This is a genomic window from Glutamicibacter sp. ZJUTW (assembly GCF_008370855.1).
Lineage (GTDB): Bacteria > Actinomycetota > Actinomycetes > Actinomycetales > Micrococcaceae > Glutamicibacter > Glutamicibacter nicotianae.
Genome location: NZ_CP043624.1, coordinates 2,652,792 through 2,678,987, shown reverse-complemented (window position 1 = coordinate 2,678,987; position 26,196 = coordinate 2,652,792). Strand labels below are relative to the sequence as shown.

General features: G+C 64.5%; 23 protein-coding genes and 1 tRNA gene. 14 read left to right on the top strand and 10 right to left on the bottom strand.

Annotated features, from left to right (window positions below):
* Window positions 1-19: 19 nt before the first annotated feature.
* The 8 genes from F0M17_RS17475 to F0M17_RS17855 all read left to right on the top strand — a co-directional run bounded on the left by F0M17_RS17475 (window position 20) and on the right by F0M17_RS17855 (window position 8,639).
* The gene (locus F0M17_RS17475) at window positions 20-610 is read left to right on the top strand and encodes a copper resistance CopC family protein (RefSeq protein WP_168202016.1); all 591 of its coding nucleotides are present in this window, start codon (window positions 20-22) and stop codon (window positions 608-610) included.
* Window positions 611-686: 76 nt separating this feature from the next.
* A complete protein-coding gene (locus F0M17_RS12630; protein WP_083586557.1) occupies window positions 687-1,202 on the top strand; it encodes a copper chaperone PCu(A)C in 516 nt (171 codons plus the stop codon).
* Window positions 1,189-2,325 carry a Dyp-type peroxidase gene (locus F0M17_RS12625; protein WP_121867214.1) on the top strand — a complete coding sequence of 379 codons (1,137 nt, stop codon included), beginning with the start codon at window positions 1,189-1,191 and terminating at the stop codon, window positions 2,323-2,325. Before F0M17_RS12630 ends, F0M17_RS12625 begins: the two co-directional genes overlap by 14 nt.
* Before the next feature lie 65 nt (window positions 2,326-2,390).
* A complete protein-coding gene (locus F0M17_RS12620) occupies window positions 2,391-4,442 on the top strand; it encodes a cytochrome c oxidase assembly protein (protein ID WP_149597203.1) in 2,052 nt (683 codons plus the stop codon).
* A complete protein-coding gene (locus F0M17_RS12615; RefSeq protein WP_149597202.1) occupies window positions 4,435-5,190 on the top strand; it encodes a hypothetical protein in 756 nt (251 codons plus the stop codon). Before F0M17_RS12620 ends, F0M17_RS12615 begins: the two co-directional genes overlap by 8 nt.
* A 149-nt stretch (window positions 5,191-5,339) precedes the next feature.
* On the top strand, window positions 5,340-7,247 hold the full coding sequence (locus F0M17_RS12610; protein WP_073705797.1) for an NHL domain-containing thioredoxin family protein: 1,908 nt from the start codon (window positions 5,340-5,342) through the stop codon (window positions 7,245-7,247).
* A 154-nt stretch (window positions 7,248-7,401) separates the two neighbouring features.
* Window positions 7,402-8,106: an MFS transporter gene (locus F0M17_RS17860; RefSeq protein ID WP_371737248.1), complete on the top strand. Its 705-nt coding sequence runs from the start codon at window positions 7,402-7,404 to the stop codon at window positions 8,104-8,106.
* 8 nt (window positions 8,107-8,114) lie between these two features.
* The gene (locus tag F0M17_RS17855; RefSeq protein ID WP_371737247.1) at window positions 8,115-8,639 is read left to right on the top strand and encodes an MFS transporter; all 525 of its coding nucleotides are present in this window, start codon (window positions 8,115-8,117) and stop codon (window positions 8,637-8,639) included.
* Here F0M17_RS17855 and F0M17_RS12600 read toward each other — a convergent pair.
* The 8 genes from F0M17_RS12600 to F0M17_RS12565 form a co-directional block, all read right to left on the bottom strand.
* Entirely contained in the window at window positions 8,636-9,658 is a 1,023-nt protein-coding gene (locus tag F0M17_RS12600; protein ID WP_149597201.1) for a hypothetical protein, read from the bottom strand. The two genes, F0M17_RS17855 and F0M17_RS12600, sit on opposite strands and share 4 nt — an antisense overlap.
* 66 nt (window positions 9,659-9,724) lie before the next feature.
* On the bottom strand, window positions 9,725-11,263 hold the full coding sequence (locus F0M17_RS12595) for a helicase HerA-like domain-containing protein (RefSeq protein ID WP_149597200.1): 1,539 nt from the start codon (window positions 11,261-11,263) through the stop codon (window positions 9,725-9,727).
* A gap of 18 nt (window positions 11,264-11,281) precedes the next feature.
* Complete coding sequence (locus F0M17_RS12590) at window positions 11,282-12,049, bottom strand: amino acid ABC transporter ATP-binding protein (protein ID WP_149597199.1); 768 nt, start codon at window positions 12,047-12,049, stop codon at window positions 11,282-11,284.
* The gene (locus F0M17_RS12585) at window positions 12,036-12,701 is read right to left on the bottom strand and encodes an ABC transporter permease subunit (RefSeq protein WP_038990297.1); all 666 of its coding nucleotides are present in this window, start codon (window positions 12,699-12,701) and stop codon (window positions 12,036-12,038) included. Before F0M17_RS12585 ends, F0M17_RS12590 begins: the two co-directional genes overlap by 14 nt.
* A gap of 72 nt (window positions 12,702-12,773) precedes the next feature.
* Entirely contained in the window at window positions 12,774-13,595 is an 822-nt protein-coding gene (locus F0M17_RS12580) for an amino acid ABC transporter substrate-binding protein (protein WP_038990298.1), read from the bottom strand.
* Between the two features lie 86 nt (window positions 13,596-13,681).
* On the bottom strand, window positions 13,682-14,611 hold the full coding sequence (locus F0M17_RS12575; protein ID WP_038990299.1) for an AEC family transporter: 930 nt from the start codon (window positions 14,609-14,611) through the stop codon (window positions 13,682-13,684).
* Window positions 14,612-14,677: 66 nt separating this feature from the next.
* A tRNA-Gly gene (locus F0M17_RS12570) sits at window positions 14,678-14,748 on the bottom strand.
* A gap of 104 nt (window positions 14,749-14,852) precedes the next feature.
* Window positions 14,853-15,338: an SseB family protein gene (locus tag F0M17_RS12565; protein WP_038990300.1), complete on the bottom strand. Its 486-nt coding sequence runs from the start codon at window positions 15,336-15,338 to the stop codon at window positions 14,853-14,855.
* A gap of 111 nt (window positions 15,339-15,449) precedes the next feature.
* Here F0M17_RS12565 and F0M17_RS12560 point away from each other — a divergent pair, with 111 nt between their 5' ends.
* On the top strand, window positions 15,450-17,156 hold the full coding sequence (locus tag F0M17_RS12560; protein ID WP_073705802.1) for a fumarate hydratase: 1,707 nt from the start codon (window positions 15,450-15,452) through the stop codon (window positions 17,154-17,156).
* A gap of 127 nt (window positions 17,157-17,283) precedes the next feature.
* Here the strand turns inward: F0M17_RS12560 and F0M17_RS12555 are convergent, their stop codons facing one another.
* Window positions 17,284-18,144: a D-alanyl-D-alanine carboxypeptidase family protein gene (locus tag F0M17_RS12555; RefSeq protein ID WP_073705803.1), complete on the bottom strand. Its 861-nt coding sequence runs from the start codon at window positions 18,142-18,144 to the stop codon at window positions 17,284-17,286.
* 190 nt (window positions 18,145-18,334) lie between these two features.
* Between F0M17_RS12555 and dcd the strand changes: the two genes are divergently transcribed.
* The gene (gene dcd, locus F0M17_RS12550; protein ID WP_038991749.1) at window positions 18,335-18,916 is read left to right on the top strand and encodes a dCTP deaminase; all 582 of its coding nucleotides are present in this window, start codon (window positions 18,335-18,337) and stop codon (window positions 18,914-18,916) included.
* Between the two features lie 82 nt (window positions 18,917-18,998).
* Here the strand turns inward: dcd and F0M17_RS12545 are convergent, their stop codons facing one another.
* On the bottom strand, window positions 18,999-20,318 hold the full coding sequence (locus F0M17_RS12545; protein WP_149597198.1) for an MFS transporter: 1,320 nt from the start codon (window positions 20,316-20,318) through the stop codon (window positions 18,999-19,001).
* 226 nt (window positions 20,319-20,544) lie between these two features.
* Between F0M17_RS12545 and F0M17_RS12540 the strand changes: the two genes are divergently transcribed.
* From F0M17_RS12540 to F0M17_RS12525, 4 genes are read left to right on the top strand one after another with little or no spacing between them, the layout of a single operon-like run.
* Window positions 20,545-23,514, top strand: a complete 2,970-nt coding sequence (locus F0M17_RS12540) for a Na+/H+ antiporter subunit A (protein ID WP_149597197.1) — start codon at window positions 20,545-20,547, stop codon at window positions 23,512-23,514.
* Window positions 23,511-23,960, top strand: coding sequence for a Na(+)/H(+) antiporter subunit C (locus F0M17_RS12535; protein ID WP_038991744.1), 450 nt, complete (start codon window positions 23,511-23,513; stop codon window positions 23,958-23,960). Before F0M17_RS12540 ends, F0M17_RS12535 begins: the two co-directional genes overlap by 4 nt.
* The gene (locus tag F0M17_RS12530) at window positions 23,957-25,558 is read left to right on the top strand and encodes a Na+/H+ antiporter subunit D (protein WP_121867201.1); all 1,602 of its coding nucleotides are present in this window, start codon (window positions 23,957-23,959) and stop codon (window positions 25,556-25,558) included. Before F0M17_RS12535 ends, F0M17_RS12530 begins: the two co-directional genes overlap by 4 nt.
* Window positions 25,559-25,566: 8 nt before the next feature.
* Window positions 25,567-26,196: a Na+/H+ antiporter subunit E gene (locus F0M17_RS12525; protein WP_083586559.1), complete on the top strand. Its 630-nt coding sequence runs from the start codon at window positions 25,567-25,569 to the stop codon at window positions 26,194-26,196.

The window sequence follows — 26,196 nt, the reverse complement described above, 5'->3', positions numbered from 1 at the left end:
GGGGCTTGGAAGGAAAACCATGACCGTAGCAACCAAGAAGATCTCGCGCGTGATCGCCGTATTGGCGTTCTCCCTGCTGGCCTTTGCCGGCTCGATTAGTGCCGCGAACGCCCACGACCAGCTGATCGGCTCCACCCCCAAGGACGGGGCAACCGTCAAGCAGGCCCCGGAAGACATCACCCTGGAATTCTCCGGTGTGCTCCAGAGCTTATCCGGCGTGGACTCCACGGTGGTCTCGCTGACCCTTGATGGGGAAAAGATCGACGCCGAAGCGCAGACCAAGGGCACCAAGGTCACCGTCACCCCGGCCCAGGAACTGGCCGACGGAGAGTACCAGCTGGCCTACCGCGTGGTGTCCTCTGACGGGCACCCGATCGAGAACAAGATCGGCTTCAGCATCGACGCGCCGCAGGCCGAACCGACCCTGGCCAGCTCCAGCGAGCCAGCCGCTCCAAGCGAGACTGCCGGCTCCGCTGACGAGGAACGAGGCCAGAACCCGGTCCAGGAACTGGGCAGCTCGGTGAGCCCGGTCATCTGGGTGATCATCGGCGTGGTCATCCTCGGCGGTGCGCTGGGCGTGCTAGCCAAGTTCATGCGCCAGTCCAAGTAACCCCCACTCTTCCGGTGCGCCAGAGGCCACCGCAGCCTTTGGAGCGCCTGCACACCGATTTTGAAAGCTTGAGAACATGAAATTCCAAAAGACTTCTGCACTGGCCTTGGGCCTCACACTGCTGCTGGCCGGCTGCGCGCAGGGCGCCGGCTCACCCGCACCGGGCAGCGAGCAGCAAACCGTCCGGCAGGCTGAAGCGCTGACTACGAGCGAGACGTGGGCAAAGGCCGCCGAATCAGGCATGAGCGCGGCCTTCGGCATCCTGCACAACTCGTCGGGCACCCCGATTGCACTGCACCAGGTCAGCAACGCGCAGGGCGACGAGATCCAGATCCACGAAATGCGCGGCACCGGCACCGGGATGACGATGGCGCAGCTCGAAGGGGACCTGGTGATCGAACCCGGGAAGGACGCGGTGCTGGCACCGGGCGGAAACCACTTGATGTTCATGGACCTGCAACAGCCGCTGGTGGCCGCCCAAACGGCGAGGCTGACGCTGGAGTTCGCCGACGGGTCGAGCACCGAGGTCGATTTCCCGATCCGCAACTTCGACGGAGCCAAGGAAAGCTACGACGAGCATGCCGGGCATTAGTGTCGATCGCCGGGCGCTGCTGGGCACCACCGCGGCCGCCGCGCTGGGCGGGATGCTCACCGGGTTCGGCACCGGCAAGCTCAGCGTGCCAGCGGCCAGCGCCGCTGAGCCTGGCTACCGCCCGTTCTACGGCAAGTACCAGTCGGGTATCCTCGATCGCCAGCAGGCCCACGCGGTGTTCGCCGGATGGGATCTGCACTGGCGCGAAGGGTCGAAGAAGGACCAGCTGCGCGCGATGCTGCAGATGATCACCGGTGATGCGGCCAGGCTGGCCAGCGGCCGCGGAGTGCTGGCCGACACCGAACCGGAAATGGCGCAGCCCGGATGCGAGCTGACGCTCACCGTGGGGCTGGGCCAGAGCCTGCTCGATGTAGCCGGGCACGGGCAGATCGGCACGTTGCCGCATTTCGCCGGCGACCAGCTCGAACAGCAGTACGGGCAGTGCGATCTGCTGATCCAGTTCTGCGCGCAGGATCCCACGGTGCTGCAGCATGCAGTGCGGGCGGTATCCAAGAACCTGCGCGGCCTGGCCTCCCGGCGCTTCGCCCAAACCGGGTTCGCAAGCCCTGGCGTGCACGGGTTCCGCAACCTGTTCGGCCAGCTGGACGGCGTCAACAACCCCGAGGGGGAGGTGCGCGCGGAAGCTGTGTTCGGCCAGCCGGGCTGGATCGAGAACGGAACCACGCTGGCGCTGCGCAGGTTCGAAATGGACCTGGATGGCTGGGACGAGGTGGACACCGCAGGACGCGACCATGCGCTGGGCCGGCGGCAGGCCGACGGCTCGCCGCTGTCCGGCGGCAGCGTCGATGACCCGGTGGACCTCGCAGCGGTCAATGGGCTCGGGCTGCCGGCGATCGCGGCCAACGCCCACGTGGCGCTGGCCAGGCCGGGCAGCGCCGATGAAGTCATGCACCGGCGGGGCTACAACTTCGCCGGGCAGGCTTCGGGCCTGCTGTTCGCCAGCTACCAGCGCGACCCGGCAACCAGCTTCATCCCGGTGCAGCACCGGCTGGCGGCCGCGGATGCGCTGAACACCTGGCTGAAGCCGGTGGGATCAGGGCTGTATGCGATCCTGCCCGGGGTGGCTGAAGGCGGCTATCTGGGGGAGCAGCTTCAAATGTGAGATGCGCCCAACCCGCCCGGCCGCACGGTGACCGGCCGGGCGAAGAATGAGATGATGAGAAGGTTATGGATACACAGCGTACGGTTTCAGTTGCCCGCTTCATCCTGCCCGGAATCCTCGCTGCGGCGGTGGCCTTCCTGGCGGCGGTGTTGTTCACCGGGATCGCCCGGCCGGCGGAATTGGCCGATCCCGGGGCGTTCGTGCGCTGGTCGCTGCCCATCGCCCGGGCCATCCACCACGCTTCGATGGCGCTGAGCATCGCAGCACTGGTGTTCGCCGCGGCGATCATCCCGCGGGCCGCCAAGGTGACCCGCGATACTGAAGGGGACGCCCATCCGGCATTCACCCGCACGATGAATATCGCCGCCGGGGCGGCGGTGGTGTGGACCCTGTCCGCGGCCACCGTCATGCTGCTGACCTTCTGGGACCTGGCAGGCATCCCGATGAGCCTGGACCCGCAGTACTCGGCAGCGATCCTGGACTACATCCTGTCGATCACCACCGGACGGGCCTGGGCCTGGATGGTGGTGATCGCCGCGATCACCAGCTCGCTGGCGCTGGCAGTGCGCTCCAAGACCACGGTGGGGCTCAGCGCCCTCTTCTCGCTGTTCGGCATCCTGCCGCTGGCGTTCATCGGCCACGCGGCCGGGGGAGACGACCACTTCGCCGCGGTGAACTCCATCGGCCTGCACCTGCTCGCCGTGGTCCTCTGGTTCGGCGGCATCATGGTGCTGGCCCTGCTCGCCCCGACGCTGGGAGGCGAAGCGCCGGGCCGGGCCCGCGGGCAGGTGCTGGCCGGGGTAGTGCTCAAGCGCTATTCTGCGCTGGCCACCTTCGCGGTATTCCTGATGATCGGCTCCGGTCTGGCTTCCGCGGTCATCCGCATCACCGACTGGGACCAGTGGCTGACCCCCTACGGAACCCTGGTGATCGTGAAGCTGCTGATCACCCTGGCACTGGGCATGCTGGGCCTGTGGCACCGGCGAATGGTGATTCCGAAGCTGCTGGAGGGCAAGTTCACCGCGCTGCGCGCGGCCTGGCAGGTCGTGGCCGCGGAAGTCGTCCTGATGGCCGCAGTGATGTCGGTGGCCACCGTGCTGGCGCGCACCGCCCCGCCGACTTCCGACGCCCCGCCGGCCGAAGCGACCCCGGCGCGCCTGCTCACCGGCTATGACCTGCCACCGGCTCCGGACACGGCCGCCTGGTTCACCACCTGGCGGATGGACTGGATCTGGGTGGCGGTCTGCCTGTTCGGCCTGGCCGTGTACCTGTGGGCGTTCATCAAGCTCGCCCGCCGCGGGGACAAGCCCAGCGTGCTGCGCCTTGCCAGCTGGATCGTCGGCCTGTTCGCGCTGTTCTACGTGACCAGCGGCGCGGTGGCGGTGTACGGCAAGATCCAGTTCTCCACCCATATGGTCGACCACATGTCGCTGACCATGATCGTGCCGATCTTCCTGGTCCTGGGCACCCCGGTCACGCTGCTGCTGCAGGTGCTGCCTTCGCGCGCCGATGGCACCCGCGGCCCGCGTGAATGGATCCTCTACCTGGTGCACGCGCGCTACTCGAGGGTGATCACCCACCCGATCTTCGCGGCCGTGAACTTCGCCGGCTCGATTGTGGTCTTCTACTTCACCCCGCTGCTCGAACCGGCCATGCGCTACCACGCCGGCCACGAGCTGATGAACCTGCACTTCCTGCTCACCGGCTACCTGTTTGCCCTGTCGCTGGTGGACGCCGACCCGGTTCCCAAGCGCTACCCGTACCCGATGCGCTTGGTGGTGCTGCTGGCCACCGTCGCCTTCCACGCCTTCTTCGGCGTCGCGCTGATGAGCACCGAAACCCTGCTGGCCCCCGACTACTTCGGGAACATGGGCCGCACCTGGGGCGGCACCGCGCTGGAGGACCAGGTGGTGGGTGCCGGGGCGATGTGGGCGATCGGCGAGGTGCCGACGCTGGTGCTGGCGATTTTCGTGGTCATCTCCTGGCTGCGCCAAGACAAGAAGGACACCAAGCGCTACGACCGCCAGGCCGAGCGCGACAACGATGCCGAGCTGGCTGCCTACAACGAAATGTTCGCCCGCTACAAGCAGGCCGACCGAAGGGACCCCCGTGCCTAGCACCAAGAAGATCCTCGCCTCCTCGCTGCTGGCCTGCGCGCTGCTCGCTGCCACCGCCTGCTCCGCGGAGCAGGAGATGCCGCAGGACAAGACCCACAAGATCGCCGTGCAGGGCACCGCGACGCCCAGCGCCTCCGAGAAAGCTGAAGAGCCTGCGGAAATGACCACCGCTCAGGTGGCCACCACCGCCGGGGCAGTGATGGCCGCCGAGCTCGGCTTCCCGGCCAGCGCGAAGATCCAGGGCAAGGACCTCGAATCCCTGGCCACGCCGCCCACCGACACGCTCAAGGACATCGTGGTGCTGCCGGCCCAGTGCTCGGCCCCGATCGAGGATTTGAACTGGTCGCCGGTGCAGCTGGGCACCGAGGCGGCGCGCACCGACTTCACCAACGAGAACCAGTCGATCACCGGTTCGGTGGAGGTCGCCAAGCTCGGCGACCAGGCGGCGAAGTTGGCGGCGCACAACAAGAACGTGGCGACCATCCTGGACGAATGCAAAACCGTGAAGCTCAACGGCCTGGATTACCGCGAGACCCTGAAGTTCTCGGATCCCGGCGTGCCGGAAGCCGATTCGGCGCTGTACTACAGCCGCGACGGGCAGTATGCGCAGGATTCGCTGGTGCTGATCAAGAGCACCGAGCAGTACGCGGTGATGGTTTCCTTCATGTCCGCGACCTCGCTGCAGGATGCCACCTTCAACAAGGTGGCCACCAGCATCATGGACACCGTGCTCGCGCAGCTGCCCTAGCGGGAATACCCGGCCCGGGCCGGTGGTTGCACCAGCAAGAACTTCACACTTTTCTCAATGTTGCTTAACACCGTTCGCCCGTTCGGGCGGCGGTGGCAGATAATTGAGGTTCGAATTGCCGCAGCCGCGGCGACAGCGAAAGGACCACCATGAGCACTTCCGAATCCGTCCGCGCCAATTACAAGGTGCGCGCCAGCGAGCTGCTGGGCCGGAACTGGCTGAATACCGGCGGCAAGCAGCTGGATCTGGACGCCCTGCGCGGCAAGATCGTGATCCTGGACTTCTGGACCTTCTGCTGCATCAACTGCCTGCACGTGCTCGACGAGCTGCGCCCGCTGGAGGCGAAGTACTCCGACGTGCTGGTCACCGTCGGCGTGCATTCGCCGAAGTTCGAGCACGAAGCCGATCCGGACGCGCTGGCCGCAGCCGTGGAACGCTATGAGATCCACCACCCGGTGCTCGATGACCCGGAGCTGGTCACCTGGCAGGCCTATGGGGCGCGTGCCTGGCCAACCCTGGTGGTGCTGGATCCCGAAGGCTACATCGTCGCCCACCTTTCCGGCGAGGGCCACGCCCAGGGCCTGGGCTCGCTGATCGAGGAACTGGTGGCTGAGCACGAAGCCAAGGGCACGCTGCACCGCGGCAACGGGCCGTACGTGGCTCCCGAGGCCCGCGAAGGCGACCTGCGCTTCCCGGGCAAGGCCATCGCCCTGGCCAACGGCAACTTCCTGGTGGGCGACTCGGGCCACCACCGGCTCGTCGAGCTGGCCGGGGACCTGTCCACCGTGGTGCGCACCATCGGCGCCGGGGTGAAGGGCTACGCCGACGGCGACGCGGACACCGCCCAGTTCAACGAGCTGCAGGGCCTGGCCGCACTGCCGGCCGAGCTGGCCGCGGAACTCGGCTACGACGTAGTCGTTGCCGACACCGTCAACCACCGCCTGCGTTCGGTCAACCTGGCCACCGGGCAGGTGGGCACCCTGGCCGGCAACGGCGTGCAGCGCCTGCTGGACTCAGAGAACGCCCGCCAGGAAGTCCAGCTAACCGAGCTGGGCACCGACGCGCTGAACATCTCGCTGTCCTCCCCATGGGATGTGCTCTACCACCCTTCGGGCAAGATCATCATCGCAATGGCCGGCACCCACCAGATCTTCGCCTTCGACCCGCGCACCAGTGCGGTGTCGGTCTTCGCCGGCACCGGCCTGGAAGGGCTGGCCGACGGGGCACCGGACCAGGCCTGGTTCGCCCAGTCCTCGGGCTTGGCCCTGGACGGGGAGAACGTGTGGATCGCCGACTCGGAAACCAGCGCCCTGCGCTGGATCGAGGTCGAAGACGGCCAGGCCCAGTCGGTGCACACCGCGGTGGGCACCGGGCTGTTCGACTTCGGCTTCCGCGACGGCGACGCCGAGGCGGCGCGCCTGCAGCACCCGCTGGGCGTTGCGGTGCTGCCTGACCACTCGATTGCGATCGCCGACTCGTACAACGGCGCGGTGCGCCGCTTCGATCCGGCCACCAAGACCGTCTCCACCCTGGCCAAGGGGCTGAAGGAACCGGCCGACGTGCTGGTTGACAGCTCGGTGGACGGCGACCCGGTGCTGCTGGTCGTGGAGACCAACACCCACCAGCTGGTGCGCATCCCGATTCCTGCCGAGGCCCTGGTGGTGGACGAAGGCGCCAGCCAGACCCAGCGCCCGAAGACCCGCGTGCAGGCAGGAAAGCACGAGATCCTCGTGCGCTTCGCAGCGCCGAAGGGGCAGAAGCTCGATGACCGCTGGGGCGATCCGACCCAGCTGAAGATCTCGGCCAGCCCGGAGGAGCTGATCCTCGACGGGGCCGGCACCTCGGTGGGCCTGACCCGCACCCTGGAGCTGAACCCGGAGGTGGCCGACGGCGTGCTGCACATTACCGCCCGCGCCGCGGCCTGCGACGGAGAGCCGGGCGGCGAGATTCCCGATCACGCGGCCTGCCACCTGTACCAGCAGGACTGGGGCATCCCGGTCGTGCTTGATGCGGACGGCGAGAACGAGCTGCTGCTGGATTTGCGCGGCGTGAACTAGAAAAAGGCGCACCCGAGGGTGCGCCTTTTCCATGCCCGGCGAAAGATGGCATCACAGCGATAATCTGAGGAAACCTCAGCATTTTCCTGCCCAAGTAGCTAGACTGGAGGGCGGGAGGAGCCGGAGGGATCCGGCGATAAGTATGGCGTCGAAAATGTTCCGTGCACTGGAAATACCAAATTACCGGTTGTGGGTGATCGGCGCGCTGGTCTCCAATATCGGAACCTGGATGCAGCGCGTGGCCCAGGACTGGCTGGTGCTCACCGAGCTCACGGACCACGATGCGGTGGCCACCGGCATCACCACCGGCCTGCAATTCCTGCCGGTGCTGCTGCTGGGCCCCTATGCCGGTCTGATCGCCGACCGCTTCAACAAGCGCCGGCTGCTGATCCTCACCCAGAGCTTCATGGGAGCCTGCGCCCTGATCCTCGGCCTGCTGGTGGTCACCGGCACCGCGCAGCTCTGGCACGTCTACGTGCTGGCCACGATGCTGGGCATTGGCGCCTCCTTCGACGCGCCGGCACGCCAGGCGTTCGTCTCCGAAGTGGTTCCGGGCACCCACCTGGCCAACGCGGTGGCGTTGAACAGCGCCAACTTCAACCTGGCCCGGCTGGCCGGTCCGGGCGTAGCCGGTGCGGTCATCGCCCTGGTCGGCACCGGGCCTGCCTTCCTGCTCAACGGCGCCTCCTTCCTTGCGGTGATCTCCTCGCTGGTGTTCATGCGCAAGGACGCGCTGAACCCCTCCAAGCCGGTAGAGCGGGCCAAGGGGCAGGTGCGCGAAGGCATCGCCTACGTGAAGAACCGCAAGGACCTGCTGCTGATCTTCTTCCTGGCCGGGGTGATCGGCACCTCGGGCTGAACTTCCAGATGACCAACGCGCTGATGGCTACCGAGGTTTACGGGGTGGGCGCAGGGGAGTACGGAATCCTGGGCTCCATCATGGCCGTGGGCACCTTCGGCGGCGCGCTGCTGGCGGCACGGCGTTCGGCTCCGCGTTGGCGCTACTTGATCGGCGGCGGCGTGTTCTTCGGCATCGCCGGGGTCGCCAGCGCATGGATGCCCAACTACATCGCGTTTGCCCTGGTGCTGATCCCGGTGGGACTGGGGTCGCTGACCTTCCTGAACAGCTGCAACACCATGGTGCAGACCTCGGTGCCGCCGCAGTACCGGGCGCGCGTGCTGGCACTGTACCTGATGGTGGTGATGGGTGGAACGCCCATTGGCTCGCCGCTGATCGGCTGGTTCGCCGAACTGTTCGGGATCCAGATCGCCGTGACCATCGGGTCCGGGCTGTCGCTGGCCGCCAGCCTGGCGGCGCTGCTGGTCTGGCAGAAGTTCAAGACCAACGCGGTGCCGCTGCGCAGCCAGTTCCGCGAACTGCTCGGGCGCTAGCCGGCCACCTGTTCGCCGCCGGCCACCGGGACCACCGACACTTCGGTGGTGCTGGTTGTCAGCTGGGCAGTGAAGGAGTAGTCCTCCTTGACGGTCTTCTTGGCCTTGGCACCGGTGCGCAGATCCTGCTCGGTCAACGTCAAGGTGGCGGTGGTCTTCAGCGGGGAGAGCACCCAGGCGCCGTTGTAGTAGTTCACTTCAATGGTCGGGTACTTCGAAATGGACCAGTCGATGGTTGCCGGGTCCACGCGCGCAGAGGTGTTGTAGGCGAACGGGCAGCCGGACGGCATCAGCACCTGCTGTTCGGCGCAGTCGTTGAGGTACTTCTTCACCTTGGTGTTGATGGCTGCGATGAATTCCTTGGTCGGCTCCGTCTTCAACGCGATCTCCACCGGTTCCTCGGCAGGCGCCGTGACCACCATGCCGCGGGTGTCGGCCGCGAAGTTCTTGGTGCTGAAGCTCGCGTCGAGGATCGCAGGGTAGAACACCGGCAGGGTGCTCACGCCGGCGGACAGCGGGATCTTCTGCTCGTTGACCGTGACTTCGTTGACGGTGTTGGCCTTGATCTTCACGCTGGGCAGGGTGCTCGGCTCGAAGGCCCACTTGTCGAACAGCAGCCAGGATTTGCCGGCATGGCGCAGCGTGTAGGCGGATTCCTTCTCCACACCGTGGGCCTTGTAGTGCGCGGTGACGGTGCGCAGCTGCTCATCGCCGTCGACCGGCTGGGCCTTGTCCGTGGTGAACTCCGTAATCCCGGCCTGGGTGCGCTTGAGCACGTCCCCGTCCAGGGCCACCGCGTCGCCCTCCGGGACCTGGGCCTGCATCAGGCCCAAGGCCTCGGCGCCTTCGCCCTTGGCCAAATGCTGCTGCAGCGCCTTCACCTGGTGCTGCGGGGAGAAGAGCGTGCGGTTGGCGGCAATCGACCCGGCAATGACCAGGACGATGACTGCCGCTGCGGCCATGGCCCAGCGAAGCGCCAGGCGGGCAGCGGAGATCTGCATGGAATTACGAGTGTTCATCAGTAGCTAGGCTATCTGGTTTCCGGGCCCAGATAGTAAACGGCGTGCTGGAATGAGCGGGTAATATCACCGGCGACGGCGCTTGCGGTTGCCGAAGAAACCGCGGATCAGCTCGCGGCCAATCACCTTGGCGGCATCCATGGCCATGTCCATCATCGGGTTCGCTTCCTGCCGCTCCCGGCCCTGGCGTGGTGTACTTTCCCGAGACGGTTCCGGCGCCGCCTCGGGAACCGGAGCCGCGGCCGGCTGCGCTGCCTGGGCTTTGGCGTCGAGCATTTCGCGGGCAGAATCACGATCCATCGCGGCCGAATATTGCGACGCCAGTGCCGAGCTGCCGCGGACCTGCTCTAACCGCTCGGAGGAGGCGGGGCCGATATTCGAGCCCGGCGAGAACATCTTGGTCCATGCGACCGGGGTCGGAGCGCCCTTTTCGCCCAGCACGGTCACCACCGCTTCGCCGACCCCGGCCTGGGTCAACGCCTCCTGCAGGTCCAGCTCGCCGGAGGGGAAGGTCTTGATGATCTGCTTGAGCGCGCTCTGGTCCTTGGCGGTGAAGACACGCACCGCATGCTGGATGCGATTGCCCAGCTGGCCGAGCACCTCGTCGGGCAGGTCGGTGGGGGACTGGGTGATGAAGAACAGGCCCACGCCCTTGGAACGGATCAACCGCACGGTGCTGATGATCGCGTCGGTGAAGGCCTTGGTCGCATCCTTGAAGAGCAGGTGGGCCTCGTCGAGGAAGAACACCAGCTTGGGCTTGTCCAGGTCTCCGGCTTCTGGCAGGTCCTCGAACATGTCGGCCAGCAGCCACATGAGGAAGGTGGAGAACAGCATGGGCTGGGAGCTGACCGAGGGCAGTTCCAGGATGTTGATGACGCCTGCGCCGTCGCGCACCTGCAGGAAGTCCGCGGTATCGAACTCGGGCTGGCCGAAGAACTGGTCCAGGCCCTGGGTCTGCATGATGGTGATGCCCCGCAGGATCACCGACGCAGTGGACGAAGACACCCCGCCCAGGGCTTCCAGTGCCTTGGCACCGCCGTCGCTGAGCAGGAAGCTGATGACCGCCTTCAGATCGCTCAGGTCATCGAGCGGAAGCTTGTTGGAATCGGCGTAGTGGAAGATCAGCTGCAGGCATTCTTCCTGGGTCTCGTTCAGTTCCAGGACGCGGGCCAGCAGGATCGGTCCGAAAGCGTCCACGCTGGCGCGCACCGGGACGCCCTCGCCCTTGCCTCCCAGGCTGAGGATTTCGACCGGATTGGTGCGCGCAGTGAACTCGTGGCCCAATTCGGCCAACCGGGCTGTGAGCTTGTCCGACGGCTCGGCAGGCTGCGCCAGGCCGGTCAGATCGCCCTTGACGTCGGCCAGGAATACCGGAACGCCGGCCACCGAGAGCTGTTCTGCCATGGTCTGCAGGGTGACCGTCTTGCCGGTGCCCGTGGCGCCGGCAATCAGGCCGTGGCGGTTGAGCATCTTCAACGGCAGGCGGACCTGCGCAGTAGGCTCCGGCCTGCCGTCGATCAGTGCGGCCCCGAGCTCCAGGCACGCGGATTCGAAGGCATAGCCTTCAACGAGGCTGTTCAGCAAAGTATTCGTTTCCTGGGTCATGGCATCACTCTATTGCTTTTAGAACGGGTGCAAAAGACGCTGGACGAAACTTCGCGTGCGCGCGTTGGCAGGCGTGCCGAGCACCTGGGCGGCCGGGCCGGTTTCCACGACTACCCCGCCGTCCATGAACACCACGGTGTCAGCCACATCCCGGGCGAAGGCCAGCTCGTGGGTCACCAGCACCATGGACCAGCCCTCCTGGGCCAATTCCTTGATGACGGTGAGCACTTCGCCGACCAGCTCGGGGTCCAGCGCGCTGGTGGGCTCGTCGAAGAGCAGCAGGTCCGGCTGCTGCATCAGCGCGCGCACGATGCCCACGCGCTGCTGCTGTCCGCCGGACAGCGAATTCGGGTAGGCATCGGCCTTGGCTTCCAGGCCGACGCGGGCCAGCAGCTTCTTCGCTTCGGCCAGCACCTGGTCCTTGGGGCGATTCTGCACCTCGATCGGGCCGATGCTCACGTTCTGCAGGACCGTCAGATGCGGAAACAGGTGGTGTCCCTGGAACACCATCGCCGAACGATTGCGCAGGATCTGCGCGGACTTGGGCTTCATCCCGGGGCTGAAGGACACCTCCGGGCCGCCGGCGAATCCGACGGAACCGGCATCGGCGATTTCCAGGCCGTTCAGGCAACGCAGGGCGGTGGTCTTCCCCGAGCCGGACGGGCCGATCAGCGCCAGCACCTCGCCGGAATGCACGGTGAAGTCGATGCCCTTGAGCACCTGGTTCGCCCCGAAGGCCTTGTGCAGGCCGGAGACTGCCAGCAGCGGGGAATTACTTGGCGACATACTTTTCAAGCCTTCCTTCAACAGAGTTTTGCAGGGCCGAAAGCACCAGGCAGATCACCCAGTAGATGGCCGCGGCTTCGCAGTAGAGCAGCAGGAACTCATAGGTGGAAGCCGTGATTTCCTGGGCCTTGCGGAACATTTCGGTGACCAGGATGGTGGAGGCCAGCGAGGTGTCCTTGACCAGTGAGATGAAGGAGTTCGACAGCGGCGGCACGGCCACCCGGGTGGCCTGCGGCAGGATCAGCCGGTACAGGGTGCGTGTGCGCGACATGCCCAGGGTGTAGCCGGCTTCCCATTGGCCTTGGGGGACCGAGAGGATTGCCGCACGGATGATCTCAGCGGCGTAGCCGCCGATATTCAGGCTGAAGGCGATGATGGCGCTGGGCCACGGGTCGATGACCAGGCCCACCGAGGGCATGCCGTAGAAGATGACGAACAGCTGCACCAGCAGCGGCGTGCCGCGGATGATGGAGATGTAGATCCGGGCGATCGAGGAGACCACCCGGTTCTTGCTGATCCGCATCAGCGCCATCAGCAGGGCGATGACCAGGCCCAGGGCCATGCTGATCAGGGCCAGCGGAATGGTTGCGGTGATCGCACCTAGGGCCAACGGCCCGAGCGAGTCGAGGAATAACTGCCATTTCGGATCCATGGGCTACCTTTGCGCAAATGAAACTGGCTCCACGCGTTTCCACGTGTGGAGCCAGTCTACTGATAGTGCTTGCTACTTGCTGACGTCTTCGCCGAAGTACTTCTCGGAGATTTTCGCCAGTTCCCCGTCGGCGCGCAGCTCGTCCAGGGCGGTGTCGATCGCCTTGGCCAGTTCGGTGGAATCCTTGCGCAGGGCGACCGCGGATTCGCTCTTCTCCTCGGACTCGGCAGCGATCTTGATGCTGTCATCCGGATTGGTCTTCTGCGCATCAAGGAATGTCAGCTTGTCGTTCACGGTGGCATCGACGCGGCCCTGCTTGAGCAGGGTGATCGACTGGGCCCAGCCTTCAACCGGTTCGACATTCGCACCGGCATCCTTGGCGGTCTCGTAGAAGTTGCTGGTCAGCGACTGCGCGGTGGTCTTGCCCTTGAGCGTGGCGAAGGACGTGATGTCGGTATTGTCGCTCTTGGTCACCACCACGCCGGTGGAGACGGTGTAGGGCTGGGTGAACAGGTACTTCTCTTCGCGTTCAGGGTTGATCGAGACCTGGTTGGCGATGACATCGAAACGGCCGGCATCCAGGCCAGCGAAGATCGCGTCCCACTGGGTCTCCTGGAACTTGACCTCGACGCCCATCTTCTCGCCGACGGCTTCGATCACCTCGACGTCGTAGCCGGTCAGCTCGCTGCCCTCGTGGTAGGAGAAGGGGCGGTAGGTGCCTTCGGTGCCCACGGTCAGCACGCCGGAATCCTTGACCTTCTTCAAGGTGTCGCCGGTTTCGGCCGTGGCACCACCCGATGCGCTGGGGGAGGCCGGCGAGCCGGAGGACCCGCAGGCGCTCAATGACAGGGCGATGATTGTGGCGGCAGCCAGCAGGGGTGCAGTGCGCTTCATGATGACCTCACTAGGGGAGCGGATAGAACCAGTAGTCCATAGAACACTCTAGTGATGATCGCTTATTCCTGCGGCGCGAAGTTACCTCAGATTCCGAGGATGATCGCCAGCAGCATCATCAGCGGGATCGCGCAGATGGTGGTGACCAGCACGGTGTCCTTCGCTACGACCACCCCGTGGTCGTAGCGCATGGCCGTTACGAAAATGTTCTGTGCGGTCGGCAGGCCGGCCATGATGACCGAGGCCACCAGCAGCTCTCCACGCAAATTGAAGACCCAATAGGCAAGTACCCAGGCCAGGAACGGGTGCAGGAGCAGCTTGGCAGCCGTGGCGATCAGCACGTCGGCGCGGCGGCCGGTTTTCTTTTCCAGCGGCTTGGAGCCCACCAGCGAGATGCCGAAAGCCATGAGCATGGCGGGAATCGAGGCGCCGGCAATCAGATCGATGGGTTCAAGCACCATCGAAGGCAGCTCGATGCCGGTCAGCGCCACCAGCAGGCCGAGCAGCGAGCCGATGATCATCGGGTTCTTCGCGGTAGCCAGCAGCAAGGCGATCGGGGTGGTGCGGTGTCGAGAGGTGGTGGCATCCAGCATCGCCAGATTGACCGGCTGGTAGAGGGCCAGCTGGAAGAGGATGATCGGGGCCGCATAGGACATGTCGCCGAGCACGTACAACGCGATGGGCAGCCCCAGGTTCGCGGAGTTCACCGTGGAGGCGGACATCGCGGCGATGATGCTCTCCGATGCCGGGCGCTTCAGCGTCCGCACCGTCGCCAGGTAGTAGATCGCCGCAGTCAAGGCCGCGGACAGGGCAGCCACCCAGAGCAGCGGCCCGAGCACGGAGACCGGATCGGACTCGGCCAGGGTGGTGAACAGCAGGGCCGGGCTGGCCACGAAGAAGGTGACCCGGCTGAGCACGTGGCGGCCCTGGTCGCCGAGGACCCCGGTGCGGCCCACCAGATAGCCGACGAGAATGACGACCCAGATGATGGAGAAGCCTTCGAGGACTCCGGTCATCGTGCTCCTTCGCTGGCTGCAGGGACAGAAACGCCGGAGCACCATTGGTGCCCCGGCATTCGCTTGAGCGGGCGACGGGAATCGAACCCGCGTATCGAGCTTGGGAAGCTAGCGCTCTACCATTGAGCTACGCCCGCAGTGCTCCGAGCGGCCTATTGACGGCCCGGGCATCAAAAGCATATCCCACGAATCTTGCGCACCGGCAAACGGCACGGGAAATCGTGGCAAAAGTTACGAAATGCTATTCCGGACGCTTCTCGTTGAGCAGCTGTTCACGCAAAATCGCCACCCCATCAGCGGGGACTTCGAAGCTGAGCTCGTCGCCGGGGTTCACCACGAAGCCGGTGTTCTCCAATGCGCGCACCACGGTGGCGCCCTGGACCTTCACACCGTAGGGTGCCATGTCGATGTACGAGGAAGGGATCCGCTCCAGGGTGGTGAACACCGCTACCACCGCTTCGCCCGAAGGGTTGGTGAGCATCATCGGCTGGGCGTTCTTGTTCTCCCCGGTGACCTCTTCGCGGGAGAGGAAGTACACCTCCGCACTCATGAACGCGCCGATGACCGAACCGGAGAGCTCGGGTTTGTTAAGCCCGGCCTGCAGCATCATCTCGAAGTGAGTTTTGGGCTGAGCCCGCTGCTTGTCCATCGGGGTTTCGATGATCGCATCTGGGCCCGGGGCAGGCTTTTGGTTCTCGTGCGCTTCGGAGGCGTTCTCGTTGCTCATGTATTACAGCATGTCGCGATAAACCTTCAGGTGCAAACGGCGAATGCGGTTAATTCGGGGTAAAGGCCTAAAATGGCAGATGAGCACCCACGATTGAATCAAGGACTGAGCATGCCTGAATTCCGTTATGAGGATCTTCTGCCCATTGGCGAAGACACCACCAAATACCGCAAGATTTCCTCCGAAGGCGTCGAGGTAGTCGCCGGTCCGGACGGGAAGAACTTCCTGAAGGTCGCGCCGGAAGCCTTGGAGCAGCTGGCAGAAACGGCGCTGCACGATATCTCGCACTACCTGCGCCCGGCCCACCTGCAGCAGCTGCGCAACATCCTCGACGACGAGGAAGCCAGCCCGAACGACAAGTTCGTGGCGCTGGACCTGCTGAAGAACGCGAACATCGCCGCCGGCGGCATCCTGCCGATGTGCCAGGACACCGGCACCGCGATCGTGATGGGCAAGCGCGGCCAGCGCGTGCTCACCGAAGAGCAGGACGAGATCTCGCTCTCGCGCGGCATCTACAATGCCTACACCCGGCTGAACCTGCGCTACTCGCAGCTGGCTCCGATCACCACCTGGGAAGAGAAGGCCACCGGCAACAACCTCCCGGCGCAGATCGACCTGTACGCGAACACCAAGGACGGCGCTGACACCAGCTACAAGTTCCTGTTCATGGCCAAGGGCGGAGGATCGGCCAACAAGTCGTTCCTGTACCAGGAGACCAAGGCGATCCTCAACGAGAACTCGATGCTGAAGTTCCTCGACGAGAAGTTGCGCTCGCTGGGCACCGCCGCGTGCCCTCCGTACCACCTGTCCATCGTCATCGGCGGCACCAGTGCCGAGATGGCATTGAAGACCGCGAAGTACGGTTCGGCCAAGTACCTGGACTCGCTGCCCACCGAGGGCGCGATGACCGGCCGCGGCTTCCGCGACACCGAACTGGAAGAAAAGGTCCTGGAACTGACCCGCCACTTCGGCATCGGCGCCCAGTTCGGCGGCAAGTACTTCTGCCACGACGTGCGCGTGGTGCGCCTGCCGCGCCACGGCGCCTCGATGCCGGTGGCCATCGCCGTATCCTGCTCGGCCGACCGCCAGATGCTGGCCAAGATCACCGAGGAAGGCCTGTTTGTCGAGCAGCTGGAAACCGATCCGGCCCGCTTCATGCCGGACGAATCCCACCCGGCCATCGCGGCCCACGACCACGAGACCGATGGCGTCACCGGCACCGGCGGTTCTTCCGTGGTGAAGATCGATTTGAACAAGCCGATGGATGAGATCCTGGCCGAGTTGACCAAATACCCGGTCAAGACCCGCCTGTCGCTGACCGGTCCGCTGGTTGTGGCCCGCGACATCGCGCACGCCAAGATCAAGGAGCGCCTGGACGCCGGCGAAGGGATGCCGCAGTACCTCAAGGACCACCCGGTGTACTATGCAGGTCCTGCCAAGACCCCTGAGGGCATGGCCTCGGGTTCCTTCGGCCCGACCACCGCAGGCCGCATGGACTCCTATGTCGACCAGTTCCAAGCTGCCGGCGGCTCGATGGTCATGCTGGCCAAGGGCAACCGCTCCAAGCAGGTCACCGATGCTTGCAACACCCACGGCGGCTTCTACCTGGGCTCCATCGGCGGCCCGGCCGCGCGCCTGGCCCAGGATTGCATCAAGAAGGTCGAGGTGCTCGAATACGAGGAGCTGGGCATGGAAGCAATCTGGAAGATCGAGGTCGAGGACTTCCCTGCCTTCATCGTCGTCGATGACAAGGGCGAGGACTTCTTTGCCGAGACGCTGAAGCCGACCTTCACCGGCATCCCAGTGCGTGCGAAGTAGGACTTCAAGCTAGTAGGAGCCGCCAGCTGAAAGTTGGCGGCTCCTTTTCCTGTTCGGGCCGCTTTGTCCCGTCGCCGGGAACGAGGAACCAGGTCCGGGCTTGGCAGTGAATCCTGCCCCGGGGTGGCTACTGGGTGAAGCCGAAGCCCCAGTCGCGGTACGGCGGAAGGAAACGCAGGACCAGCAAGTCCTCGTCGACGACAACATCTTCGCCAGCCTTCTGGGATTCTTCCTTCGGCTTTTCTTGCTTGGCCTTTGCCGGTTCCTTCTCGATGGCAACCTCAGCTTCGCTCTGCTTGGCGCTCTCAAGCGAGTCGGCGAGCATCTGGTGGTACTCTTCGAAGGTTTCTGCGCCGGAAGCCAGCATCGCTTCGGCATGCTCGGTTCCGATGTAGCGCACATGCCATGGCTCGTACTTGTAGCCGGTGATCTCTTCCTTGCCCTGTGGATAGCGGATGACCAGGCCGTACTCCACCGCATGTTCGGCGATCCACAAACCGGCCGGAGTCTGGCCGAACTCTGCCTTCAATTCGGCACGGCTGTTGGTGTAGCCCAGGTCTGCGGCCAAACCGAGCTGGTGCTCGCTGGTCCCGGGGCGTGCAGAAATGCGTTCGGCATAGGCAGTGCCGTATTTGGCTTGGTACTGGTTGAACAGCACCGCCTGGCGCTCGTAGGAACGGTAGGCGCTGAGCAGCTTGATCGAGTGGCCGGCGGCGCGTGCGTCGGCAATGAGGGCTTCGACCGCCTTGGCGGCTTCTGGACGCAGGGTCATCGAGCTGCCGGCAACACTCACCAGCTTGCCTGGAACGTAGTCTTCTGGCGAAAGCTTCGTGCTGGGGTTGATCAGGGCCAGGGGGCTCGATGCCGTCGTCAGCTGCGAGCTCTCCACCGCAGGCAGGTCCTCAGCCGGCGCAGCGAGTGCGGCGGTGCCGGAGAGCAGCAGTGCCGAGGCGAGTACGGTGCCAGTCAGCGCGTAGGCTAGACGCATGTTGAATAAACCCTTGTGTTGCGGAGCGATGATGGGAAAAACCCAACTTAACGATAGCTGGAAACACTGGGTATTTGGTGAGAAATCCGCCACCGGCGGGTGAACAGGAGGCGCCTGCGGGAATCGACTCGCCGTACATATTTGGCCCAATAGTTCGGCTGCCGGGGAAAGTCAGGATAAATTTATATCCGTGTTGTATTCAGATGGTGATATTCGTCGAGAAATAGCGTCCGGTGAGATTGGGCTGGAGCCCTTTGAACCGGCGATGGTCCAGCCCGCATCCGTGGATGTTCGACTTGACCGGTTCTTCCGGCTTTTCGACAACCACAAGTATGCGCACATCGACCCTTCGGTGGAGCAAGACGAGCTTACCCGCCTGGTCGAGGTCGACCCCGATGAGCCATTCATCCTGCACCCGGGCGAATTCGTGCTCGGCTCAACCTATGAAGTGGTGACCTTGGGCCACGGCGTGGCAGCCCGCCTGGAGGGCAAGAGCTCGCTGGGACGGCTCGGTCTGCTTACCCATTCCACCGCCGGCTTCATCGATCCGGGCTTCTCCGGACACGTGACCTTGGAACTGTCCAACATGGCAACCCTCCCTATTAAGCTGTGGCCCGGTTCGAAGATCGGCCAGCTGTGCTTCTTCAAGCTGACCTCGGACACCGAGCACCCTTATGGTTCCGGCCCTTACGGCAACCGCTACCAGGGCCAGCGCGGCCCAACGGCTTCGCGCAGCCACCTGAACTTTCACCGGACGAGCATCGAGAACTAACGGCAGCACGCCTGGTCATCTCGCAAACGGCGCTGGCTCCCAACGATTGTTGGGAGCCAGCGCCGTTTGCACTCGGGTTGGCTCAGGCGGCCTTCTTCGGCGCGCGGATCGGCAGGAGCAGCAGCAGGCCGAGAGCCAAGACCACCAGGATGCCCAGGATGCCGTAGCGCTGAGCTTCACCGGATGCCACCAGCGGGGTGGCGATGGCGATGGCCCCGGCGAACAGTGCAGGTGCCAAGAAGGACACGGCGCGGCCGGTCGTCGCATACAAGCCGAAGAGTTCCCCTTCGCGCCCTTCGGGAATCAAGCGCGAGAGGTAGGAACGTGAAGCTGCCTGTGCCGGTCCGACGAACAGGCACAGCAGCAGGCCGAAGATCCAGAAACCTGTGGCTTCGGGGGAGAAGAAGACGCCGGCGCCGGCCACCAGCAGGCCGATGAGCGAACCGACAATGACAGCCTTCGGTCCCGCCCAGTCATCGACCCGGCCGCCAAGCACGGCACCCAGGGCGGCAACCACGTTGCCGACGATCGCGAAGATGATCACTTGGGTCAATTCGAAACCGAAGGTGCCGGCGGCAATGACCCCGCCGAAGGTGAAGATCGCTGCGAGCCCGTCGCGGAAGACGGCCGACGAGCACAAGAAGAACAGCAGGTTGCGGTCGCTGCGCCACAGTTCCTTGATGTTGTTGAACAGCACCTTGTAGGTCTGAACCAACGGGATCTTCTTCGACGTGCTCGGCGGTGCTTCAGGGATCACGAAGAACAGCGGCAGCGCGAAGAGCAGGCACCATGCGGCCGAGAATATTGCCACCCAGCGCAGGTTCAGGGATTCATCGGTATTGGCACCCGGCCATTCCACAATGGGCTGCACGAAAAGGAAGAGCACCAAGGCGAGGGCGAGGATGCCGCCGACATAGCCCATGCCCCAGCCGAAGCCGGAGACCTTGCCGACCGTTGCCTTGGTGGAAATCTGGTTCAGCACCGCGTTGTAGTTCACGCCGGCGAATTCGCCGACGACAGACATGCCCGCGATAAGGATAGCGCCGAACCAGAGGTAGGAAGGGTCGGGGTAGACGAAGAAGCAGGCCGCGCAGATCACCACGAGAATCAGCGTGTTGACCACGATCCACAGCTTGCGCCGTCCGGCAACATCGGCCCGGAGCCCGGTGACTGGCACCAGCAGGGCGATGGCCAAACCGCCGACGGCCAGTGCCTGCGAGAGCACCAATGAAGCATGATCGGTATCGCCAAAAAGCTCGCTGGTCAGATAGACGGTGAAGACGAAGGTAATCATTACCGCGTTGATCGCCGCTTGGCCCCAGTCCCAGCTGGCCCAGGCCCATGTGTACCTATTAAGCCACTTTTCACGAATCGCTGACGGTTCGACCTGATTGATTCCCATGCTCGCATCGTACCGGCAACTGGTAATCAGGGAATGAATAGGAACGACTTTTTAGAAAATATCGAGCGATTCAGAAAATCAGCTGGTTGCGGAAAACGCGGGGAATATTCATTAAACGACACATTCCTGCAATGGCAGGCAGCTGCTGGCTGATAAAATTACAGATGCAGACGCTTTTTGCGGCGTTCTGGATACTCTGCCCACCACCAGCCGACAGAGGAAATGCGTGCTAATAATTCTCACTGCGCTGTTTGTGACCGCTCTTTTATGCCCACTGATATTCAGGGCCCTGAAGCGTAACGGTTTCTACGTTGTGGCGGTCGTTCCTGCAGTGGGATTCATTTGGTTGCTGACCCGCATGCCTGCGGTGCTTTCCGCTGACAATTCACTGGCCAATGGTGCGCCAAATGCGCCGCCATCAGTTCAGATGGAATGGATTCCCGGGCTGAACATCGCCCTGAATTTCCGCATGGATTCCTTGGCCGCGACAATCCTGCTGCTGATCCTGGGCGTGGGCGCGCTGGTGCTGTTCTATTGCGCCCGCTACTTCAAGAATGATGATCCTCAGATCGGCGGCTTCGCGGCGAAGATGGTAGCTTTCGCCGGGGCCATGACCGGCCTGGTGACGGCAGATGACATCATCATCATGTTCATTTTCTGGGAAATCACCAGTGTCCTTTCCTACTTGCTGATCGGTTTCAGCCAGGCCCTGATCACCGCGCGCCGTTCGGCCATGAACGCCCTGATCATCACGACCCTCGGCGGTCTGGTGATGCTCGCCGGCATCCTGATGCTCGGCGCGGCGGCCGGCAGCTACCAGCTGTCGGAAATCATGGCGTCGGCCGATGCGCTGGTGGCGCTGGGGACCTTCACCGATGTTGCGGTGGCGCTGATCATCGTCGGTGCGATCTCCAAGTCGGCCCTGGTGCCCTTCCACTTCTGGCTGCCCGGTGCCATGGCGGCCCCGACTCCGGTGTCCGCGTACCTGCACGCGGCGGCCATGGTCAAGGCCGGTGTCTACCTGATCGCCCGCCTGGCCCCCGGCTTTGCCGAGACCGCGCTGTGGGCACCCATGACCGTGGGCATCGGCATTCTGACCATGCTCATCGGAGGCTACCGGGCGCTCAAGCAATACGACCTCAAGCTGATCCTGGCCTTCGGCACGGTCTCGCAGCTGGGCTTCATCATCGCGGTCTTCGGCTTCGGCACGCCCGAAGCCGCCTTCGCGGCGCTGGCCATGACGCTGGCGCACGGCCTGTTCAAGGCGACGCTGTTCTTGAGCGTGGGCATCATCGACCACAACACCGGTACGCGCGATATCCGCAAGCTCACCGGTTTGGGCCGGGCCATGCCGATCCTGGCCACGACCACCGGCATTGCCGCGGCCTCCATGGCCGGCGTTCCGCTGCTGTTCGGCTTTGTCGCCAAGGAGGCTGTCTACGAGGCGGCCCTGCACCTGGATACCGGGTGGTCGCTCGCGGCACTCATCGGCATCCTGCTAGGCGCAGCGCTGACCATGGCCTATTCGCTGCGCTTCTTCTTCGGAGCGTTTGTCGTGAAGAAAAAGAAGCTGCCCGCGCTGCAGTGCAAGGCCCCGACGCTGATCTTCCTGGCCCCCTTGCTGGTTCTTTCGGCGGCGACGCTGTTCCTCGGCCTCTACCCGCAGCTGGTGGAGCCGTTGGCCATCCACTGGTCGGCCGCGCAGGGCGGCCCTGGCAAGATGCACCTGCTGCCCTTCGCCGGCTTCAACGCGGCCCTCGGGCTGAGTGCCATTTCCGTGGGCCTGGGCCTGTGCTTCTTCTGGCTGCGCCACCGCACCGACACCGGCGCCCCGCTGCGCCGGATGATCACCTCAGCCGAGGAGATCTATCGCATGTCGGTGAACGTGCTGGACAAGGCGGCCATTTGGATCACCGGCCGCACCCAGCGCGGTTCGCTGTCCTTCTACCTGGGTGTCATCCTGGTCGTGGTGCTGGTGATTCCGCTGGCCATCGCGCTGACCGTCTACACCCCGTGGCCGACGAACTGGATCATTGCCGACCATCCGGCGCAGCTGCTGATCGGTGCGGTGATCATCGCCGGTGCGGTGGTTGCCATTACCGCGCCGAAGCGCTTCATGGCGGTGCTGATGGTTTCGGTAACCGGCTATGGCATGGTCGCGATCTTCGCCCTGCAAGGTGCCCCCGACCTGGCACTGACCCAGCTGCTGGTGGAGACCATCGTGCTGGTCTCCTTCGTGCTCGCCCTGCGCGCCTTGCCCAAGCGGCTGTGGGTCGGGCTGACCAAGATCAAGTGGGGCCGGGCGATCTTGGCGATCTCCCTGGCCTTGATGGTCGTCTACATCGCCATCGCGATGATGGCCGCGCGCACCGAGGCACGCATTTCCCTGGCTTGGCCCGATCTGGCCTACTACGACGGATTCGGCAAGAACATCGTCAACGTGGCCCTGGTGGATATGCGCGTGTGGGATACCTTCGGCGAAATTACCGTGCTGGCGGCGGCAGCCACCGGTGTGGCGTCGCTGATCTTCGCCGGACGAAGCTTCGGCAACCGGGTACGCGCCCACCACGTGGCTCCAGGCAGCATCGACGCCGGCTCCGAAGCCATCGGCACCAAGGACTCGAAGGAAACCGAACTGCGCATCGCCCGGCGTTTCGCTTCCAGCTCCAACCAGGACTGGCTGATGGCCGGCAACACGCTCGTCGCTGAACGCCGCTCGATCATTTTCGAAGTTGTCACCCGGCTGATGTTCCACACCGTGCTGATCATGTCGGTGTACACGCTGCTGACCGGGCACAACACCCCAGGCGGCGGCTTTGCCGGCGGGCTGATTGCCGGCTTGGCGCTGACCATCCGCTACCTGGCCGGAGGCCGCGTGGAACTGTCCGAGTCGATGCGCATCGCTCCGGGCATGCTGATTGGCGGCGGCATTGCGCTGGCCGGCCTGGCCGGCATCGTGCCGCTGCTGCTGGGCGATGGAATCTTCACCACTTATGCCCTGGAATTCTGGTTCTTCGGCGAGCACAAGTTCGTTTCCTCAACGATTTTCGATATTGGAGTGTATCTGGTGGTCCTTGGCCTTGTGCAGGATGTGCTGCGTTCCCTGGGCAGCGAAATCGATTCGCTGTCCGAGGGCCGCAGCCCGGTGGACCGCCACGATGAAATCCAGGCATCACGGACAGGAGTTGGCCGATGAGCGTGAATATCACCTTCCTCGTCGTCACCGGCGTGCTGCTGGCTGCCGGCTTCTACCTGGTGCTCGAACGCACCCTGACCCGTGTGCTGCTGGGCATCATGCTGCTGGGCAACGGCATCAACCTGCTGCTCCTCACCAGTGGCGGCCGCAAGGGAGCGGCACCGCTGTTCAACCCCGAGGTGCCCGCGGACGAGTATTCCGATCCGCTGCCGCAGGCGCTGATCCTCACAGCGATCGTGATCACCTTCGCAGTGACCGCGTTCCTGCTCGCGATGATCTACCGGTCCTGGACCTTGACCAGCGCCGATGAGCTCACCGATGACACCGAAGATATCAAGGTGTCCCAGAAGACCGCCTACGACGAGGAAGAGGACTCGCCGGTGGCTGAGGACACGACCGAATTCGTCGATGAAGAAGGCCGCCCAGTGCGCGAGGGGGAAGAGTGAATTTCCTGGATCTAGCCCCGTTGGCTGTGGTGCTGCCGATCTTCGGCGCCGGTGCCGCGTTCCTGGCCCGCCGCCAGGTCCGCATGCAGCGCATGATCACTATCGGCATCCTCACTCTGACCCTGGTGCTCGAAGCCGGGATGCTCGCCGCCGTGTGGGGCGGGGAAAGCTACGCCATCCACATTGGCGGCTGGGACTCGCCTTTCGGCATCGCGCTGATGGTCGACGGGTTCAGCTCGTTCATGCTGCTGGTCTCCACGGTTGTTTCGCTCGCCGTGCTGCTCTTCGCCACCAGCCAGGGCCTGGCCGATGGCGATGAGCCCGGACCGGTGTCGATTTTCCATCCGGCCTACCTGATCCTGCTCGCCGGCGTGTCCAACGCCTTCCTGGCAGCCGACCTCTTCAACCTGTATGTCGGATTCGAAATCCTGCTCACCGCCAGCTATGTGCTGCTGACTCTGGGCGGCACCGCTGAACGCATCCGCGCCGGCACCACCTATGTGGTGGTATCGGTGGTCTCCTCGGTGATCTTCCTGATGGCCATCGCGATGATCTACGCGGCCACCGGCACGGTGAACATGGCAGACCTCGCGGTGAAGCTGCCTGAATTGGGCCAGGGCCCGCAGCTGATCCTGCATGTGCTGCTGCTGATCGCCTTCGGCATCAAGGCCGCGGTCTTCCCGCTGTCGCTGTGGCTTCCGGACTCCTACCCGACCGCGCCGGCACCGGTCACCGCTGTGTTCGCCGGGCTGCTGACCAAGGTGGGTGTCTACGCGATCGTCCGCACCGAAACCCTGCTCTTCCCGGGCGGCTCGGTCAACGCCGGCCTGCTGGTGGTGTCCGCGCTGACCATGGTCATCGGCATCCTCGGTGCGCTGGCGCAGACGGACTTCAAGCGCATGCTCTCCTTCACGCTGACCAGCCACATCGGCTACCTGATCTTCGGCGTGGCAGTGGGCGGGCCGCTGGCTATCGCCGCGACCATCTACTATGTCGGCCACCACATCATCGTGCAGACCTCGCTGTTCATGGTGGCGGGCCTGATCGAACGCCGTGCCGGCAGCTCGAATGTCACCCGGCTCGGTTCGCTGGCCAAGCTGTCCCCGGCGCTCTCCCTGCTCTTCTTCATCCCGGCCATCAACCTGGGCGGCATCCCGCCATTCTCCGGGTTCCTGGGCAAGTTCGGGCTGCTGCATGCTGCCGCGCAGGACGCCGACCCGCTGACCTGGGTGGTGATCGGTGCCGGGCTGCTGACCAGCCTGCTGACCCTGCTGGCGATCATCCGCGTGTGGGCCCGCGTGTTCTGGCGCCGTGCCGCCGATGCCGAGGTGCCCAACCAGGAGCTGGTGGCCGAAGCGACGCAGGTCGCCGACGAGACGCTGGCCGGCGGTGCGCAGAACCCGCGCCTGGGCTTGAAGCTGGCCAAGCAGCTGGAAGCCGACTCCTTGCCCTGGGGCATGCGCTATGCCACCGGTTCGCTGGTGCTGGCGGGCATCGCCCTGACCGTCTTTGCCGGGCCGATCTTCGAATTCTGCGAGCGGGTGGCCGCTGAGCTGATCGCCCGCGAACCATATATCAGCTCGATCTTGCCATTCTGATTGGAGGGATGATGCCGAACAAGAACTTTGAACCGCGCGACCAGCGCATCGATGATGCGCTGGATACCTCCGGCGTGCGCCACCGTGCGACACTCAAGCAGGAGTGGCCGCTCCTGCTGCTGCTGCTCTTCGTCTGGGGCGCCCTCTGGCAGGACTTCTCGCTGGCGAACATGATCTTCGGGGCGGTCATTGCGCTGGTGATCGTGAACCTGTTCCCGCTGCCGCCGGTGGTCCTTTCGGGCCGGATCAACCTCTGGTACTGCGTGAAACTGTTCATCTGGTTCCTCGGGCAGGTTGTCGCGGCCAGCGTCCACGTGGCCTGGCTGGCAATGGTCCGCGGGAAGAACACCCGCAGCGCGATCATCGCCGTCCCGCTGCGCACCGGCTCGGACCTGATCGTGATGACCGTGGGCCACGTGCTCACGCTGATCCCGGGATCCTTCGTGATCGACGTGGACCGCAGCTCGTCGACCCTGTACCTGCACTACATCGACATCCAGTCGCCGGAGGATGTGGAGACGGCACGGGCAGCTATCCGGGACATCGAACGCCGGCTGATCATGGCCATCGGCAGCCGTGACGAGTACGAGGCGATCAAGAGCGAATGCGGACCGGACTTCGCTGCGAGGAAGGGGTAA

Excerpts from the sequence above, each read along its gene's own strand:
- F0M17_RS17475 (WP_168202016.1), top strand. The coding sequence starts at position 20 with ATGACCGTAGCAACCAAGAAGATCTCGCGCGTGATCGCCGTATTGGCG.
- F0M17_RS12630 (WP_083586557.1), top strand. The coding sequence starts at position 687 with ATGAAATTCCAAAAGACTTCTGCACTGGCCTTGGGCCTCACACTGCTG.
- F0M17_RS12625 (WP_121867214.1), top strand. The coding sequence starts at position 1,189 with ATGCCGGGCATTAGTGTCGATCGCCGGGCGCTGCTGGGCACCACCGCG.
- F0M17_RS12620 (WP_149597203.1), top strand. The coding sequence starts at position 2,391 with ATGGATACACAGCGTACGGTTTCAGTTGCCCGCTTCATCCTGCCCGGA.
- F0M17_RS12610 (WP_073705797.1), top strand. The coding sequence starts at position 5,340 with ATGAGCACTTCCGAATCCGTCCGCGCCAATTACAAGGTGCGCGCCAGC.
- F0M17_RS17860 (WP_371737248.1), top strand. The coding sequence starts at position 7,402 with ATGTTCCGTGCACTGGAAATACCAAATTACCGGTTGTGGGTGATCGGC.
- F0M17_RS17855 (WP_371737247.1), top strand. The coding sequence starts at position 8,115 with ATGACCAACGCGCTGATGGCTACCGAGGTTTACGGGGTGGGCGCAGGG.
- F0M17_RS12600 (WP_149597201.1), bottom strand. The coding sequence starts at position 9,658 with ATGAACACTCGTAATTCCATGCAGATCTCCGCTGCCCGCCTGGCGCTT.
- F0M17_RS12595 (WP_149597200.1), bottom strand. The coding sequence starts at position 11,263 with ATGACCCAGGAAACGAATACTTTGCTGAACAGCCTCGTTGAAGGCTAT.
- F0M17_RS12590 (WP_149597199.1), bottom strand. The coding sequence starts at position 12,049 with ATGTCGCCAAGTAATTCCCCGCTGCTGGCAGTCTCCGGCCTGCACAAG.
- F0M17_RS12585 (WP_038990297.1), bottom strand. The coding sequence starts at position 12,701 with ATGGATCCGAAATGGCAGTTATTCCTCGACTCGCTCGGGCCGTTGGCC.
- F0M17_RS12580 (WP_038990298.1), bottom strand. The coding sequence starts at position 13,595 with ATGAAGCGCACTGCACCCCTGCTGGCTGCCGCCACAATCATCGCCCTG.
- F0M17_RS12575 (WP_038990299.1), bottom strand. The coding sequence starts at position 14,611 with ATGACCGGAGTCCTCGAAGGCTTCTCCATCATCTGGGTCGTCATTCTC.
- F0M17_RS12565 (WP_038990300.1), bottom strand. The coding sequence starts at position 15,338 with ATGAGCAACGAGAACGCCTCCGAAGCGCACGAGAACCAAAAGCCTGCC.
- F0M17_RS12560 (WP_073705802.1), top strand. The coding sequence starts at position 15,450 with ATGCCTGAATTCCGTTATGAGGATCTTCTGCCCATTGGCGAAGACACC.
- F0M17_RS12555 (WP_073705803.1), bottom strand. The coding sequence starts at position 18,144 with ATGCGTCTAGCCTACGCGCTGACTGGCACCGTACTCGCCTCGGCACTG.
- F0M17_RS12545 (WP_149597198.1), bottom strand. The coding sequence starts at position 20,318 with ATGGGAATCAATCAGGTCGAACCGTCAGCGATTCGTGAAAAGTGGCTT.
- F0M17_RS12535 (WP_038991744.1), top strand. The coding sequence starts at position 23,511 with ATGAGCGTGAATATCACCTTCCTCGTCGTCACCGGCGTGCTGCTGGCT.
- F0M17_RS12525 (WP_083586559.1), top strand. The coding sequence starts at position 25,567 with ATGATGCCGAACAAGAACTTTGAACCGCGCGACCAGCGCATCGATGAT.